This window comes from Nocardia sp. SSK8, from assembly GCF_037034205.1.
Classification (GTDB): Bacteria; Actinomycetota; Actinomycetes; order Mycobacteriales; family Mycobacteriaceae; genus Nocardia.
Genome location: NZ_JBAGKD010000001.1, coordinates 384097 through 396646 on the forward strand (window position 1 = coordinate 384097; position 12550 = coordinate 396646).

At 71.6% G+C, this 12550-nt stretch carries 12 protein-coding genes; 8 read left to right on the top strand and 4 right to left on the bottom strand.

The features are described from left to right. The first annotated feature begins 165 nt into the window (after positions 1–165). From WA675_RS01740 to WA675_RS01750, 3 genes are all read left to right on the top strand, one after another. Positions 166–1350 (top strand): AAA family ATPase, encoded by a 1185-nt coding sequence (locus tag WA675_RS01740; RefSeq protein WP_336081284.1) that lies wholly within the window; start codon positions 166–168, stop codon positions 1348–1350. A 19-nt stretch (positions 1351–1369) separates the two neighbouring features. Next, the gene (locus WA675_RS01745; RefSeq protein WP_336081286.1) at positions 1370–1717 is read left to right on the top strand and encodes a hypothetical protein; all 348 of its coding nucleotides are present in this window, start codon (positions 1370–1372) and stop codon (positions 1715–1717) included. A 73-nt stretch (positions 1718–1790) separates the two neighbouring features. Beyond that, positions 1791–2312, top strand: coding sequence for a GNAT family N-acetyltransferase (locus tag WA675_RS01750; protein WP_336081287.1), 522 nt, complete (start codon positions 1791–1793; stop codon positions 2310–2312). Positions 2313–2316: 4 nt separating this feature from the next. On the opposite strand, the gene WA675_RS01755 is transcribed toward WA675_RS01750, so the two are convergent. Continuing rightward, positions 2317–2967 (bottom strand): amino acid-binding protein, encoded by a 651-nt coding sequence (locus tag WA675_RS01755; protein ID WP_336081288.1) that lies wholly within the window; start codon positions 2965–2967, stop codon positions 2317–2319. A 279-nt stretch (positions 2968–3246) separates the two neighbouring features. Here WA675_RS01755 and gatC point away from each other — a divergent pair, with 279 nt between their 5' ends. Together gatC and gatA are read left to right on the top strand one after the other, a co-directional pair. Then, positions 3247–3543: an Asp-tRNA(Asn)/Glu-tRNA(Gln) amidotransferase subunit GatC gene (gene gatC / locus WA675_RS01760; protein WP_067493225.1), complete on the top strand. Its 297-nt coding sequence runs from the start codon at positions 3247–3249 to the stop codon at positions 3541–3543. Continuing rightward, positions 3540–5027, top strand: coding sequence for an Asp-tRNA(Asn)/Glu-tRNA(Gln) amidotransferase subunit GatA (gatA, locus tag WA675_RS01765; RefSeq protein ID WP_336081291.1), 1488 nt, complete (start codon positions 3540–3542; stop codon positions 5025–5027). Before gatC ends, gatA begins: the two co-directional genes overlap by 4 nt. 55 nt (positions 5028–5082) lie before the next feature. Here gatA and WA675_RS01770 read toward each other — a convergent pair whose 3' ends face one another. Both WA675_RS01770 and WA675_RS01775 read right to left on the bottom strand, forming a co-directional pair. Next, on the bottom strand, positions 5083–5523 hold the full coding sequence (locus tag WA675_RS01770; RefSeq protein ID WP_336081292.1) for an SRPBCC domain-containing protein: 441 nt from the start codon (positions 5521–5523) through the stop codon (positions 5083–5085). 40 nt (positions 5524–5563) lie between these two features. Then, complete coding sequence (locus WA675_RS01775) at positions 5564–6325, bottom strand: hypothetical protein (RefSeq protein ID WP_336081293.1); 762 nt, start codon at positions 6323–6325, stop codon at positions 5564–5566. A gap of 166 nt (positions 6326–6491) precedes the next feature. On the opposite strand from WA675_RS01775, the gene WA675_RS01780 reads away from it, so the two are divergent. Together WA675_RS01780 and WA675_RS01785 are read left to right on the top strand one after the other, a co-directional pair. Continuing rightward, entirely contained in the window at positions 6492–7661 is a 1170-nt protein-coding gene (locus tag WA675_RS01780; protein ID WP_336081295.1) for a sensor histidine kinase, read from the top strand. A gap of 61 nt (positions 7662–7722) precedes the next feature. Next, complete coding sequence (locus tag WA675_RS01785; protein ID WP_336081296.1) at positions 7723–8388, top strand: response regulator transcription factor; 666 nt, start codon at positions 7723–7725, stop codon at positions 8386–8388. A 10-nt stretch (positions 8389–8398) separates the two neighbouring features. Here the strand turns inward: WA675_RS01785 and WA675_RS01790 are convergent, their stop codons facing one another. Then, positions 8399–9295 carry a hypothetical protein gene (locus WA675_RS01790; protein WP_336081298.1) on the bottom strand — a complete coding sequence of 299 codons (897 nt, stop codon included), beginning with the start codon at positions 9293–9295 and terminating at the stop codon, positions 8399–8401. A gap of 196 nt (positions 9296–9491) precedes the next feature. On the opposite strand from WA675_RS01790, the gene WA675_RS01795 reads away from it, so the two are divergent. Beyond that, complete coding sequence (locus tag WA675_RS01795; protein ID WP_336081299.1) at positions 9492–12491, top strand: serine/threonine-protein kinase; 3000 nt, start codon at positions 9492–9494, stop codon at positions 12489–12491. Positions 12492–12550 lie beyond the last annotated feature (59 nt).

Here is a 12550-nt window from a genome sequence, read left to right on the forward strand (position 1 = left end):
TGTGGTCCGCGACGCTCGCGGAGTTGCCTGCGGCGGCCACGGTCACCGCAACACCCCAGCCGTGGCGCGGCACTGGTGGGGCGGCACGTCGGGCGTGGAGCGTCCGCCGTCGCATAGTCTTGCCGGGAATCTCGGAGAGGCGGACCTTTGCTGCGCAGTTTTCAAGTGACCAACCACGGATCGTTGGCCGAGGCCCAGCAGCTGCGGCTCAGTAAGGGGACCGGAAGTCCGCTGGCCGTGCCGGTGACGGCGGTGCACGGGGTGGCGGCGGCGGGGAAGACCAGTCTGGTCGACGCGTTGGCGCAGATGCGGGACGCGGTGCTGCATTCGGTGAGTGGGTGGGATCCGTATGCGGGGCCGGTGCGCCGCCCGCATCTCGGATTCGCCGATCGCCCTTCGGAATTCGTGGCGGGGTTCATCGCCGAGGGCGTGCCCTACACCTATGGGTTCCGGCTCGACAACGCCGACGTGATCGCGGAATGGCTCTACACCCATCCGCGCTCGCGCAAGCGGATCGTCTTCGAGCGCCAGGGTGATCAGGTCAAGATCGGGCCGATGTTCGAGGCGGCCCGCTACGGCGTGACGGCGCTGGTGCCGCTGGTGCGGCCGAACGCGCTGCTGCTGAGCCTGGCCGGGCAGCTCTACGCCGAGGCGCTGGTGCCCGCCTATCGCTGGTTCGCCGCGAATCTGCGGGTGCAGCAGGGCGAGATCGGCACCGACGCGCTCGCCCACGACCTGGGTAGCCACATCTCCCGCTCGCCCGACAACGCCGCCCGCCTGCTCATGCTGCTGCGCAGCGCCGACCTGGGCATCGAGGACCTGCTCGTCGCCGAACACGACCCCATGTACGCCGACTACCTGCGCGACCTCGACGCCGAGATCGGCGCGCTGGCAGCACAACTCGACCAGGGCGGCGCCGATCCGATCCTGGTCGAACGCGAACTGAGCACCCTGCGCGCGGCCCGCGACGCGCTCTACCGACGCATGGTCGACCGCCGCGGCGCCGGGCTGAGCCTGGTGCACGAGGGCATCGATGTGCCTTTCGAGCTGGCCGACGAGTCCACCGCGACCCGCGCGCTGCTGCGGGTGCTGCCCGCCATGCTCGAGGCGCTCGACACCGGCCAGGTGCTGGCCGTCGACGATCTCGGCGCCGGGCTGCCGGTGGAGGAGACCGACCGGCTGGTGCAGCTGTTCCAGAATCCGGAGACCAATGCCCGCGGCGCCCAGCTGCTCTACACCACCGCCCACCGGGCGCTGATCGATCGCGGCAACGGGCGCTCCCAGCGAACCAGGACCGCGGTCTGGCAGCTGCGCCGCGACGCCGGGGTCAGCGCACTCACCCCGCTCTGACCGGGCCTAACATGGGGTCATGCTCGAAGTGGTGATGGCGGCGGCCATGGTGACGATGCTGGCCGTGACGATCGGCGCCGTGTTCCTGGCCCGCTCGGGCAAGGGCCGGGGTGCGAACCTCGAGCACGGTTCCCTCTATGTCACCGGGGTGAGCCCGCTGCCCGCCATGACCGGCGAGCACTACGTCACCATCACCGGCACGATCACCGGCCCTTCGGTGGGCGGGACCGTGGTCTACCGGCGCTTCGCCTGGGACGCCGCGCACTGGCCCGCCGTCGGCGACCAGCTCGTCGTCGCCTATCCGCCGCACAATCCGGACCGGTGGGTCGCCGATCACCCGGGCCTGCGGCCCTACCTCGGGTCCTGAACCGCGAGCTCACCGCGGACCCGATTTCCGGGTGAGGGCGAGCTCACAGCGGTCCGGGTGGGATCATTCGATGATGCACGGTTCGTCCGCCCCCACCCCCGGCTCCGGCCTCGAGATCCGCACCGCACACCCCAGCGAATACGCCGCGATCTCCGCCCTGACCGTCGATGTGTACGTCGGCGACGGCTATGTCTCACCCGAGGACGGATACGTCACCGAGCTCGGCGACGTCGCCGCCCGCGCCGCCGCGGCGCAGGTGCTGGTGGCCATCCACGACGAGCAGGTGGCAGGCTCGCTCACCATCGCGGAGCCGGGCACCCCGTACGCCGAGATCGCGCTGCCGGGTGAACTCGAATTCCGCATGCTCGCCGTCGCCAAGCGGGCGCGCGGCCTGGGCGCGGGGACCGCGCTGGTGCGCGCGGTGATCGAGCAGGCGCGCGCGGCTGGGTACTCCGCGATCGCGCTGACCACCATGGCGACCATGGTCGACGCGCACCGCATCTACGAACGCTTGGGTTTCGTCGCTGTGCCGGAACGCAATTGGTCCACCCACGACGGGTTACAGCTCCACGTGATGCGCCTGGCGCTGGACTGACGACTCAGTTCAGGACGGTCGCGACGATCCCGGCGAGATACCCGAGCCGCGCGACCTCCGACGGCCGGAAATCGGGACCACCCGGACGGCCCAGCAGCAGCGCCTTGCCGGTATTGCCCAGCGGGGCGGCGGCCAGCTTGGTGTCCATGTCGCGCCAGATCTGCGGCACCCACTCGGCCTCGCCGTCGAGCCACATCGGTTTCTCCAGCGGCATCCACGGCGCCGAACCCGCCTGTGTCTCCGGCGCACTCGGGCTGCCGACCACACGATAGGCCCCGGCCGGGCCGAGCCCGATGACGGTGGACCAGCCCACCCGCAGCACTCGCGGGCAGCCGTCCACCAGCACCTGGAACCGGTCGTCGCGGGCGCTGGCGACCTGGTCGATCAGCTCGAGTTCGCGGTGGGTGTCGAGCACTCCGGAGTACGGGCGGATGGAGTCGACGCTCACATCGCGCACCGATTCGGCCGCGGTGATGAGGGTGTCGGGCAGGGCGCCGGTGGGGACCTCGACCACCAGATCGTCCACCGCGAAACCGGCGCCGCGCTCCACCACGTCCAGGGAGAGGATGTCGGCGCCGACGCCGCCGAGCGCGAGCGCGAGGGACCCGAGGCTTCCCGGTCGATCCGGAAGTTGCACGCGGAGCAGGTATGACACGTGCGTTCCTTTCCTTGACGGCCGAGGTTGTTCGAGACGAATACCCGGTGACGCAATACTTACACCCCGGTACGCCGGTTCTCGACTCGAAGTATGACCCCATCCGCGCGACAAGTGCGAACTTTCGTGCGCGGTGGGTGCGTCCGACCCCGCCCGGCCACCTCGATAGGCGTACCTCCGCCTGCGCTCCGGCCATGCGCAGGGCTGCGGACTGCTGCGCAGCCGTGCCAACTAGGCTGTAGGCCATCACTGCCCACCGAAGCCGAAAGGGGTCCCGCGGTGCCCGCAATCTCCCGTGACGAGGTCGCTCACCTCGCCCGGCTGTCCCGGCTGGCGTTGACCGACGCCGAACTCGACCAGTTCGCCGGTCAGCTGGATTCGATCCTCAGCCACGTGCGGACCATCTCCGAGGTCGCCGCCGACGTCCCCGCCACCGCGTCGCCGAACCCGACGACCAATGTGACCAGGCCCGATGTGGTCGTGCCCGGTCTCACCCCCGAGCAGGCGCTGGACCAGGCGCCCGCCGTCGAGGAGCAGCGTTTCCTGGTCCCGCAGATCTTGGGAGAGGGCGAATGAGCGAGCTGACCCAGCTGTCGGCGGCGGAGCTGGCGGCGAAGATCCACGGTGGCGAGGTGTCCTCCACCGAGGTCACCCAGGCGCACCTGGATCGCATCGCCGCGGTCGACGGTGAGCTCAACGCGTTCCTGCACGTCGCGGGCGACGAGGCGCTGGCCGCGGCCGCCGTGGTCGACGCCGCGCGCGCCGCGGGCGAGACCCCGGCCTCGGCGCTGGCGGGAGTCCCGTTGGCGCTCAAGGACGTTTTCACCACCACCGACATGCCGACCACCTGCGCCTCGAAGATCCTCGAGGGCTGGATGTCGCCCTACGACGCGACGGTCACCTCGCGGCTGCGCGCCGCGGGCATCCCGATCCTGGGCAAGACCAATATGGACGAGTTCGCCATGGGCTCCTCCACCGAGAACTCCGCCTACGGGCCGACCCGCAACCCGTGGGACACCACCCGCATCCCCGGCGGCTCCGGCGGTGGCTCGGCCGCCGCGCTGGCCTCGTTCCAGGCGCCGCTGGCCATCGGCACCGACACCGGCGGTTCCATCCGTCAGCCCGCCGCGGTCACCGCGACGGTCGGCGTGAAGCCCACCTACGGCACCGTCTCGCGCTACGGCCTGGTGGCCTGCGCGTCCTCGCTGGACCAGGGTGGCCCGTGTGGTCGCACGGTGCTCGACACCGCGCTGCTGCACGAGGTGATCGCCGGACACGACCCGCGCGACTCCACCTCGCGCAACGTGCCGGTCGCCCCGGTCGTCGAGGCGGCCCGACAGGGTGCGTCGGGTGACCTGAGCGGTGTCCGCGTGGGTGTGGTGCGCGAATTGCATTCCGACAGTTACCAGCCCGGTGTGCTCGGCTCCTTCGACGCGGCCGTCGCGGTGCTGAAGGAATTGGGTGCCGAGGTGATCGAGGTGTCGTGCCCGAACTTCGAGTACGCGCTGTCCTCGTACTACCTGGTGATGCCCTCGGAGGTGTCGTCGAACCTGGCGCGCTTCGACGCCATGCGCTACGGCCTGCGCGCCGGTGACGACGGCACCCACAGCGCCGACCAGGTGATGTCGCTGACCCGCGAGGCCGGTTTCGGCCCGGAGGTCAAGCGCCGCATCATCATCGGCACCTACGCGCTCTCGGCGGGTTATTACGACGCCTACTACGGTCAGGCGCTCAAGGTGCGCACGATGATCGCGCAGGACTTCGACGCCGCCTACGAGAAGGTCGACGTGCTGGTCTCGCCGACCAGCCCGTTCACGCCGTGGAAGCTGGGGGAGAAGGTGAACGATCCGCTGGCCATGTACCTGTCGGACCTGTGCACCCTGCCCACCAACCTGGCCGGGCACTGCGGCATGTCGGTGCCCTCGGGCCTGTCGGCCGACGACAACCTGCCGGTGGGTCTGCAGATCATGGCGCCCGCGCTGGCCGACGACCGCCTGTACCGGGTGGGCGCGGCCTACGAGGCGGCGCGTGGCGCGCTGCCGGTGCCCGCGGGCATCTGAGCGAAGAACCGAGGCGGGGTGCGCCGGGCCGAAAGGGCCTGGCGCACCCCGTTTCTCAGTCGACCAGGCTGGTGGCGCGGGCGCCGACGCCCGCGGTCATGGCGGTGAAGCCCGCGCGCAGGTGCTTGCCCAGGGCCAGCTCGACGACCGGGCTGAGCCAGCCCGCGAGGGTGAAGCGGGACTCGTAGCGGCAGCGGTCCGGGCCCAGCGGTACCACGGTGTGCGAGCGCAGGCTGTGCAGCGCGCCCAGCGGCACCGGCTTCATCGCGTAGCTGAACTCGCTGCCGGGGGTGTGGGTGCGGATCCACTCGCGCTGCGGACGGCGGTTGCCGCCTAGCTGCACCCGCATGTCGATCGGCGTGCCGGGCTCCAGCGTGCTGCTCGCCTCGAAGCAGAAGGTGTTCCATTCGCCGTAGCGGTCGAAGTCGGTGAGCACCTCCCACACCTTCGCGGCGGGTGCGTCGATCTCGATCGTCTCGTCGATCACCAGGGTCATGGGTGCAAACTAGGACAAGTTCTAATTTTCGGCAAGGTGGTCAGACCAGGCGCCGACGGCGCTTGCGCAGCGCGTCGATGATCACCGCGGTCGCCGCCGTCGCCGCGAACAGACCCAGCACCGTCCTGGCCAGTGGCCACAGGTTGGGGCGGTCGGCCGGATCGGTCTCGGCGAAGACGTTCTCCACCACCGGCGCGCGGTACTCCTGCCTGCGCGAGTTCACGTCCACGGCGGTGAAGGCGATATCGGCCATCACGCCGCAGCGGGCCCGGGAGAACTCGTCGTCCCGCAGCTCGCAGGAGGCGTGGATGCGCCGGTTCAGCGCCGCGTCCACCGCCCGGCGCGCCCACGGGCCCAGCGGCTCGTCGACCCGCTCGGCGTAGCGCAGCATGTCGTAGCCCAGGTCATGGGCCTTGCAGGCCGACTGGAACTCCGCGGGCAGGGTCACCGGCGAGGAGCAGTCCCCGTTCGGGTTCACCAGCAGGCCGTTCTGTACCGCCGGGTCGTAGCCGAACTTGAAGCCGAAATCGCGCGGGATCAGCGCGGGGGCGTCCGGATCGTCGTCGGTCAGCGCTCGCACCACCGCGGCGGCGGCGGCGTTCTCCGGCAGATCCGGGGTGGTGCCCATGGCGCCCGGCGAGGACATCACGACGGCGGCGGCCATCGCCACACCCGCGGTGCACAGCGCGACCCCGCTACGACGGCGGTGCTGCGCGGCCGGGGCCGGGGCGGGAGCGGAGGCGGTGGAGTCGGCGGTACGGGCACGGCGAGCGGCGGGCACCGGGCGAAGCGGGGTGTACATGGCCTCCGACGGTAAGGAGCGGGGCGCGCGGCGGGCATCCCGCTGCGGACCGGTTCACGAGGGGCGCGGGCGGGTGACCCGGCGCCGGGGTCACACCAGGGTAGGGGGTGGGATTTCGCTCGTGGGTATGAGGTCCGCTGACCGGACGGTTCGTAGGCTCGCGGACATGTCCGGACAACTGCGCCCCGTCGCGCGCCGCGTTCCCGCGCGTACCTGGTTCGACCTGGCCACGGTGCTGGTCGCGCTGATCCTCTACAGCATCGCCTGGCCCACGCTGTTCGTCACGCACGAGGTGTCCCCGGTGCTGGCGCCGCTGGTCTCGGCGCTGGCGGTGTTCCCGATCCTGCTGGTGCGGGTCAACCCGGCGCTGGGCTGGGCGATCTCGGCGGGCTCGGCGCTGCTGATCTCGCTGGCGCTCGCGCCGAGCCAGGGCAACGACCTGCCGTTCCAGGTGGTGCACGTCATCGTGCTGTTCGTGCTGCTGTTCGCGGTGGCTCTGCGGGCGCCGGTGCCGATCGTGGTGGTGGCCTGGCTGGCGCAGTCCATGCTGTTCGCCACCACTATGCCCGGGGCCGAGTCCGGACCGGTCTGGGGCTGGGTGATCGGCTTCGGCGCGCTGGCCCTGTTCGGCTATCTGGTGCGCACCGTGCTGGCCTCGCGGCGCAGGCTCGAACAGCAGGAGGAGGTCACCGAGCTCGAACGGGCGCGGCGGGCCATCCTCGAGGAGAAGGCGCGCATCGCCCGCGACCTGCACGATGTGGTGGCCCACCACATGTCGATGGTGGTGGTGCAGGCCCAGACCGCGCCGTACCGGATCGCCGATCTGGAACCGGCCGCGCGCGCGGAGTTCGAGTCCATCGGGGCCACCGCGCGCACCGCGCTCAACGAGATCCGCGGGCTGCTCGGGGTACTGCGCAGTGACGGGCAGCTGCCCGAGCACGCGCCGCAGCCTCGCGCCGCGGACGTGCCGGAGCTGTGCGCCTCGGCGCAGCGGGCCGGGCTGCCGGTGGAATGGACCGTCACCGGGGAGCTCGAGGCGGTGCCGGAGTCCACCGGGCTGGTGGTCTACCGGGTGGTGCAGGAATCGATGGCCAATGCCGCCCGGCACGCGCCGGGGGCGCCGGTGCACGTGGCCGTCGCGGTGGGTCCCGCGCTGATCACTGTGGGCGTGCGCAACAGCGCCGCTGCCACCGTGCCGCGTCCGGGGCCCGGCGGCGGACACGGGATCGAGGGCATGCGCACCCGGGTCGGCGCGGTCGGGGGTGAGCTCGCCGCCGGGCCGCTGCCGGACGGCGGATTCGAGGTGTCGGCTCGGCTGCCGATCACCCGGGGATAGGCGCGCGACGGGCGGCGAAGTCCGGGGAACGCTTCGCGGGTGCGCGCATTAGGGTGGTCGGGTGGCAATAACCGTTTTGATCGCCGACGACCAGGCGATGGTGCGGCAGGGCTTCGGCGCACTGCTGAGCGCCCAGCCCGACATCAGCGTCGTGGGGGACGCGCCCGACGGGAAGGTCGCCGTCGCCGAGGCCAAGCGGCTGCGTCCCGACGTGGTGCTCATGGACGTGCGCATGCCCGAGATGAACGGCCTCGACGCCGCCCGCGCCATTCTCGCCGCGGGCTTCGAGCCGCCGGTGCGGGTGCTCATGCTCACCACCTTCGACATCGACGACTACGTCTACGAGGCACTGAGCCTGGGCGCGAGCGGATTCCTGCTCAAGGACGCGCCCGCCGAGGAACTCGTGCGCGCGGTGCGGGTGGTCGCCGACGGGGAGGCGCTGCTGGCGCCCACCATCACCCGCAGGCTCATCGCCGATGTCACCCGCAGGCGCAATACGGTGCGCACCCCGGCCGCCCCGGCGCTGGGCGCGCTCACCCCGCGCGAACGCGAGGTGCTCGAACTGGTGGCCAAGGGGCTGTCGAACACCGAGATCGCGGCGGCGCTGTTCGTCGCCGAGCAGACCGTGAAAACCCATGTCTCCAAGGTGTTCTCGAAGCTCGATCTGCGCGACCGCGCCCAGGCCGTGGTGCTGGCGTATGAATCCGGCCTGGTCGTCCCCGGCTGAGCGGGCGGGCTCAGCCCGGGCAGACGCCGCCGGTCAGGTTCGGCAGGTGCCGCGACAGCAGCAGCGCCAGATGGTCGAGCAGGGCGGTGGTGTCGGCGAAGGTGCCCGAATCCGCCTGCGCGGCAATGGCCACCGCCAGGCGGCCGCTGCCCACCGGTACCAGGCCGAACTGGCGCACGGTGTAGATGCCGGTGTCGTCGTCGGGGCCCCAGCCGCCCTTGAACTCGGTGCCGTCGAGCAGGCCGAGCCCCCAGGCCTGATCCGGGGTGATCTGGCCCATCATCGAGCGCACGACCTCGGTCTGCGGCAGGCAGGGCAGACGCGAGGCGAACCGCACCTGATCGGCCAGCGACCACTCGGTGCCGCCGAAGGCGGTCTCGTCGATATCGGTGTGCACCAGCTTGCCCGACGGCAGCCGCCCGGCCTCGTCGAGCACCTGCTCCACCGCCGCGCGCGCCTCGGGGGCGTCACCGAGGGATTCCCACAGGGCCTCGGCGGCGTCGTTGTCCGAGACGGTGATCGCGGCGCGCACCATCTCGAAGATCGACTGGTTCTGCTCGTGGCGCAGCGCGGCGATGGCCAGTGGCACCTTGATCGTGGACCAGGCGATGCCGGTGGTCCAGTCGCCGAAGATCGTCATCCGGCCGCCGCCGACCGGCATCAGCGCCATGCCGACCTGCCCGGGCAGCCGCGCCTGCAACTGGGTGAACTCCGCCGCCAGCGAATCGGGCAGCACGATCGACAGGCCCGGGTCCCAGGCGTCACCGCTGTCGACGGTGACGGTCGGCGCGCTCGCCGGGGTCGCGGTGCCGGGGACCGAACACGAGACGGACAGTGCGGCCGAGGCCAGCACGACAGTGTGCAGCAGCAGCCTGCGACAGGCAGCCGCCGTAGCGGTAGCGATCACCACCGAATCCTCCCCACCACCCACTGCGCGTCGGCGCCCTGCTTCGGCGGTGCAAACTACTCGTCGAGCGCGCCCGGACGATACCGGACGCATAGCAGCCAGTTTCGCCGATTTCCGGCGAGAATTCGAATGAGCGTGGTCACGCCGCCGGGCGGGTGCCATGCTGGTCCGCCACGGAGGCCGGAAGGGGGTCGCAGTGCACGACATCGGTGAGGTGTTCGCGGGGTTCACCATCGAGCGCATGCTCGGCCAGGGGGGCATGGGCACGGTGTATCTGGCGCGGCATCCGCGCCTGGACCGGTTGACCGCGCTCAAACTGCTCAACCGGGACCTGTTCGCCGACGAGCGCATTCGCGCCCGGTTCGAGCGGGAGGCCGACCTGGCGGCCGGGCTGGACCATCCCGGCATCGTCACGGTGTTCGACCGGGGGACCGAGGGCGAGCAGCTGTGGATCAGCATGCAGTACGTCGACGGGGTCGACGCGGCCACCGTCGACCCGATGACGCTGCCGCCCGAGCGGGCCGTGCAGATCATCGAAGGGGTGGCCGACGCGCTGGACTACGCGCACGGGCGCGGGGTGCTGCACCGGGACGTGAAACCGGCCAATATCCTGCTCGCGCGTTCCAGCGGCGGCCAGGGGGAGCGGGTGTTCCTCACCGATTTCGGAATCGCCCGCCTGCGCGCCGATTCCACCCACCTCACCCAGCAGGGCATGTTCACCGCGACCCTGGCCTACGCCTCGCCCGAACAGATGACCGGCGCCGAACTCGACCACCGCTCCGACCAGTACTCCCTGGCCTGCAGCCTGTACTGGATGTTCACCGGCATCGCCCCGTTCGACTCGCCCGACCCCAACGAGATCATCCGCGGCACCCTCTACCTCCCCCCACCCCCGCTGGCCCTGCGCCGCACCGGCCTGCCCCCCGCCATGGACGCCGTCCTGGCCGCCGCCATGGCCAAACACCCCGCCGCCCGCTTCGACTCCTGCACCGCCTTCGCCACCGCCGCCCGCGCCGCCCTCACCGCCACCACCCCACCCGTCCTGCCCCGCCCGACCACCCCACCCCCCGGCTACTACCCCCCGGCGACCCCGTACCCGGCCCAGGGCCAGCCGATCGCACCCCCGGGCCAGCCCGTCCCACCCTCGGGCCGTGCGCCCGCCTACCGCCCCGCACCGATTCCCCCTGCACCCCAACCAAATTGGCACCAGCAGGCACCTCTGTCGGCCCGCCCCGTGCAGCCTGGCCCCGCGCAGCCTGGCCCCGCCGCTGTCCCTCCCACCCAACACCCCGGCGCGCCCCAATTTCCTGGCGTGGCAGCTCCGCCAGCCGGTCCTGCCCAACCATCCGTGGCCACTCAGCGACCTGCCCCCGGCAGTCCAGTGCCACCTCCGGCCCAACATGCCGGTGGCGCTCAGCCTTCCGCTGCTGCCGCGTCACCCGCTGTTCCGTCGCCTCCGGGCGCGGTAGACGCCGAGCGCGCCGCCGGTGATGCTTCGGCTCCCGCCGATGTCCCGCCGTTCGCCGCGTCCCAGCCGCCGTCGCTTCAGCGACCCGATATCGGGGGATCGGTGGTCCCGTCGCCGCCGCGTGCCGGTGGCCCTCAACCCGCTGCTCCCGCTCCGGCCTCGCACGCACCAGAGGACGGTCGATCGCCATCGGTCGGCACCCGATCTGACGGAGTCGCGACATCTTCCGCCGAAGACGGCGCCCCGTCCGGCGACCTGGCAGCCGAGGCGTCGGCGGCTTGGGTCGTCGGTCCCGGTAGCTCGGATGCTCGGACAGAGGCGGGAACCTCCGAGGTTGTGCCTGCCGGTTCGTCGGTGGGCTCGGGCCAGGCGGCGCCCGGAAGTCCGGAACCAGACCGCACGGGTGCGGACCGGGATTCCGGACCCGGCGAGGACGAGGTGTCCGCGACGGCCGCAACGGATGTCGTCGCGAGGCCGGATCTCGCCGCGCAGGAGGCCGCCAACGCCAACGCCCTCACCGAGGTCGCCGGGATCGCTACGGTCGGCTCGCCGGGCGATCCCGGAGACAAGCAGATACCTGGCGCTCCGGGCTATCCCGGCTCAGCGTCGCTGGATCTGCCGGACTCCGACGACCGGACCGCGAGTGCGTCGCGGCGTGGCGATGGCGCAGTGGAAGATTCGCACTCGGTGGAATCGGCAGCACCACAGGGCGACGGGGCCATGTCGCGACGGTCCGGCACGGAAACCGGTGCCGAGGGGGCCGGATCGAGCAACGCGCCGGGAGACGGTCGGCTTTCGGAGCCCGGCGGCGACCGGACGGGAATGGTCGCCCCTGGTCCGGGTGGCGCCGCACCGGGCACGGGTGGACCTGACAACGCACCGGCGGGTCCCGGTGCGGCAGTGGGTATTCGCCCGGGCGATGCGGCTTCCGGAGCGCGGCCAGGGGGCGGGGTTCCGGACGGTCCCGCGACTGGTGGGTTGCCGATGTTGCCGCCCGGGGGCGGGCCGTGGGGGCCGCACGGGGGGCCGGTGGTTCCGCCGAAGGTGTCGGTGGTGCATCGGCTGGGGTGGATGACGTTGGTGTTGCTGGTGCTCGCGTTGCTGGCGTTGGTGGTGGCGCTGGTGGTTGTGGTGCGGCCGGGGGACGAGGACGAGGCGGCGGTGAGTTCGGGTGGGGGGATGCCGTCGAGTTCGGTGGCCGAGGATCGGGAGATCGATCCGGAGGTGCTGGACGCGAGTCGGCGGGTGTTTCCGGCGCTGGTGCCGCAGGGGTCGGTGACCGAGGGGCCCGGGTATCGGGGGACGCGGTGTGTGGCGGTGCGGGATGTGAGTGAGCTGGAGTGGAAAGAGCCTGCGCTGCAATGGAATCCGATCACGGCGGGGTGGCAGTGCGAGCGGGCTGAGAATGTGGCGGGGGCGGTGAGCTATCTGGTGCTCGAGTACGCGAGTCCGGCGCAGGCGCGGTCGGTGGTGGGTGCGATGCCGGGTGCGGTCCGGTACGAGGGGGACAAGGACGGGGTGCCGTTCTCGTTGCGGCGCTGGGTGGTTCCCGATCCCGCGAACCCGCGCGTCCAGACGGCGCATCAGGTGCTGAGTTTCCCCGAGGACGAGGATCGCGCGAATTATGTTGTCGCGGTGAGCCGCCGGGGGAGCAGCGGCCGCGACGGCGCGCCCCGGCCCTCGGCCCAGGACGAGGTGATCAGCTGGTGGGACGAGGTTCCGCTGTAGCGACGACCGCGGCGGTACACGCGCTGTGCGTGTACCGCCGCGGCGGGTTCCTCCGGGTG

Bases quoted from the DNA above. Each gene is read 5' to 3' on its own strand.
- WA675_RS01770 (WP_336081292.1), bottom strand. From the start codon at position 5,523: ATGACCCTGGTGATCGACGAGACGATCGAGATCGACGCACCCGCCGCG.
- WA675_RS01745 (WP_336081286.1), top strand. From the start codon at position 1,370: ATGCTCGAAGTGGTGATGGCGGCGGCCATGGTGACGATGCTGGCCGTG.
- WA675_RS01775 (WP_336081293.1), bottom strand. From the start codon at position 6,325: ATGTACACCCCGCTTCGCCCGGTGCCCGCCGCTCGCCGTGCCCGTACC.
- WA675_RS01750 (WP_336081287.1), top strand. From the start codon at position 1,791: ATGCACGGTTCGTCCGCCCCCACCCCCGGCTCCGGCCTCGAGATCCGC.
- WA675_RS01780 (WP_336081295.1), top strand. From the start codon at position 6,492: ATGTCCGGACAACTGCGCCCCGTCGCGCGCCGCGTTCCCGCGCGTACC.
- gatA (WP_336081291.1), top strand. From the start codon at position 3,540: ATGAGCGAGCTGACCCAGCTGTCGGCGGCGGAGCTGGCGGCGAAGATC.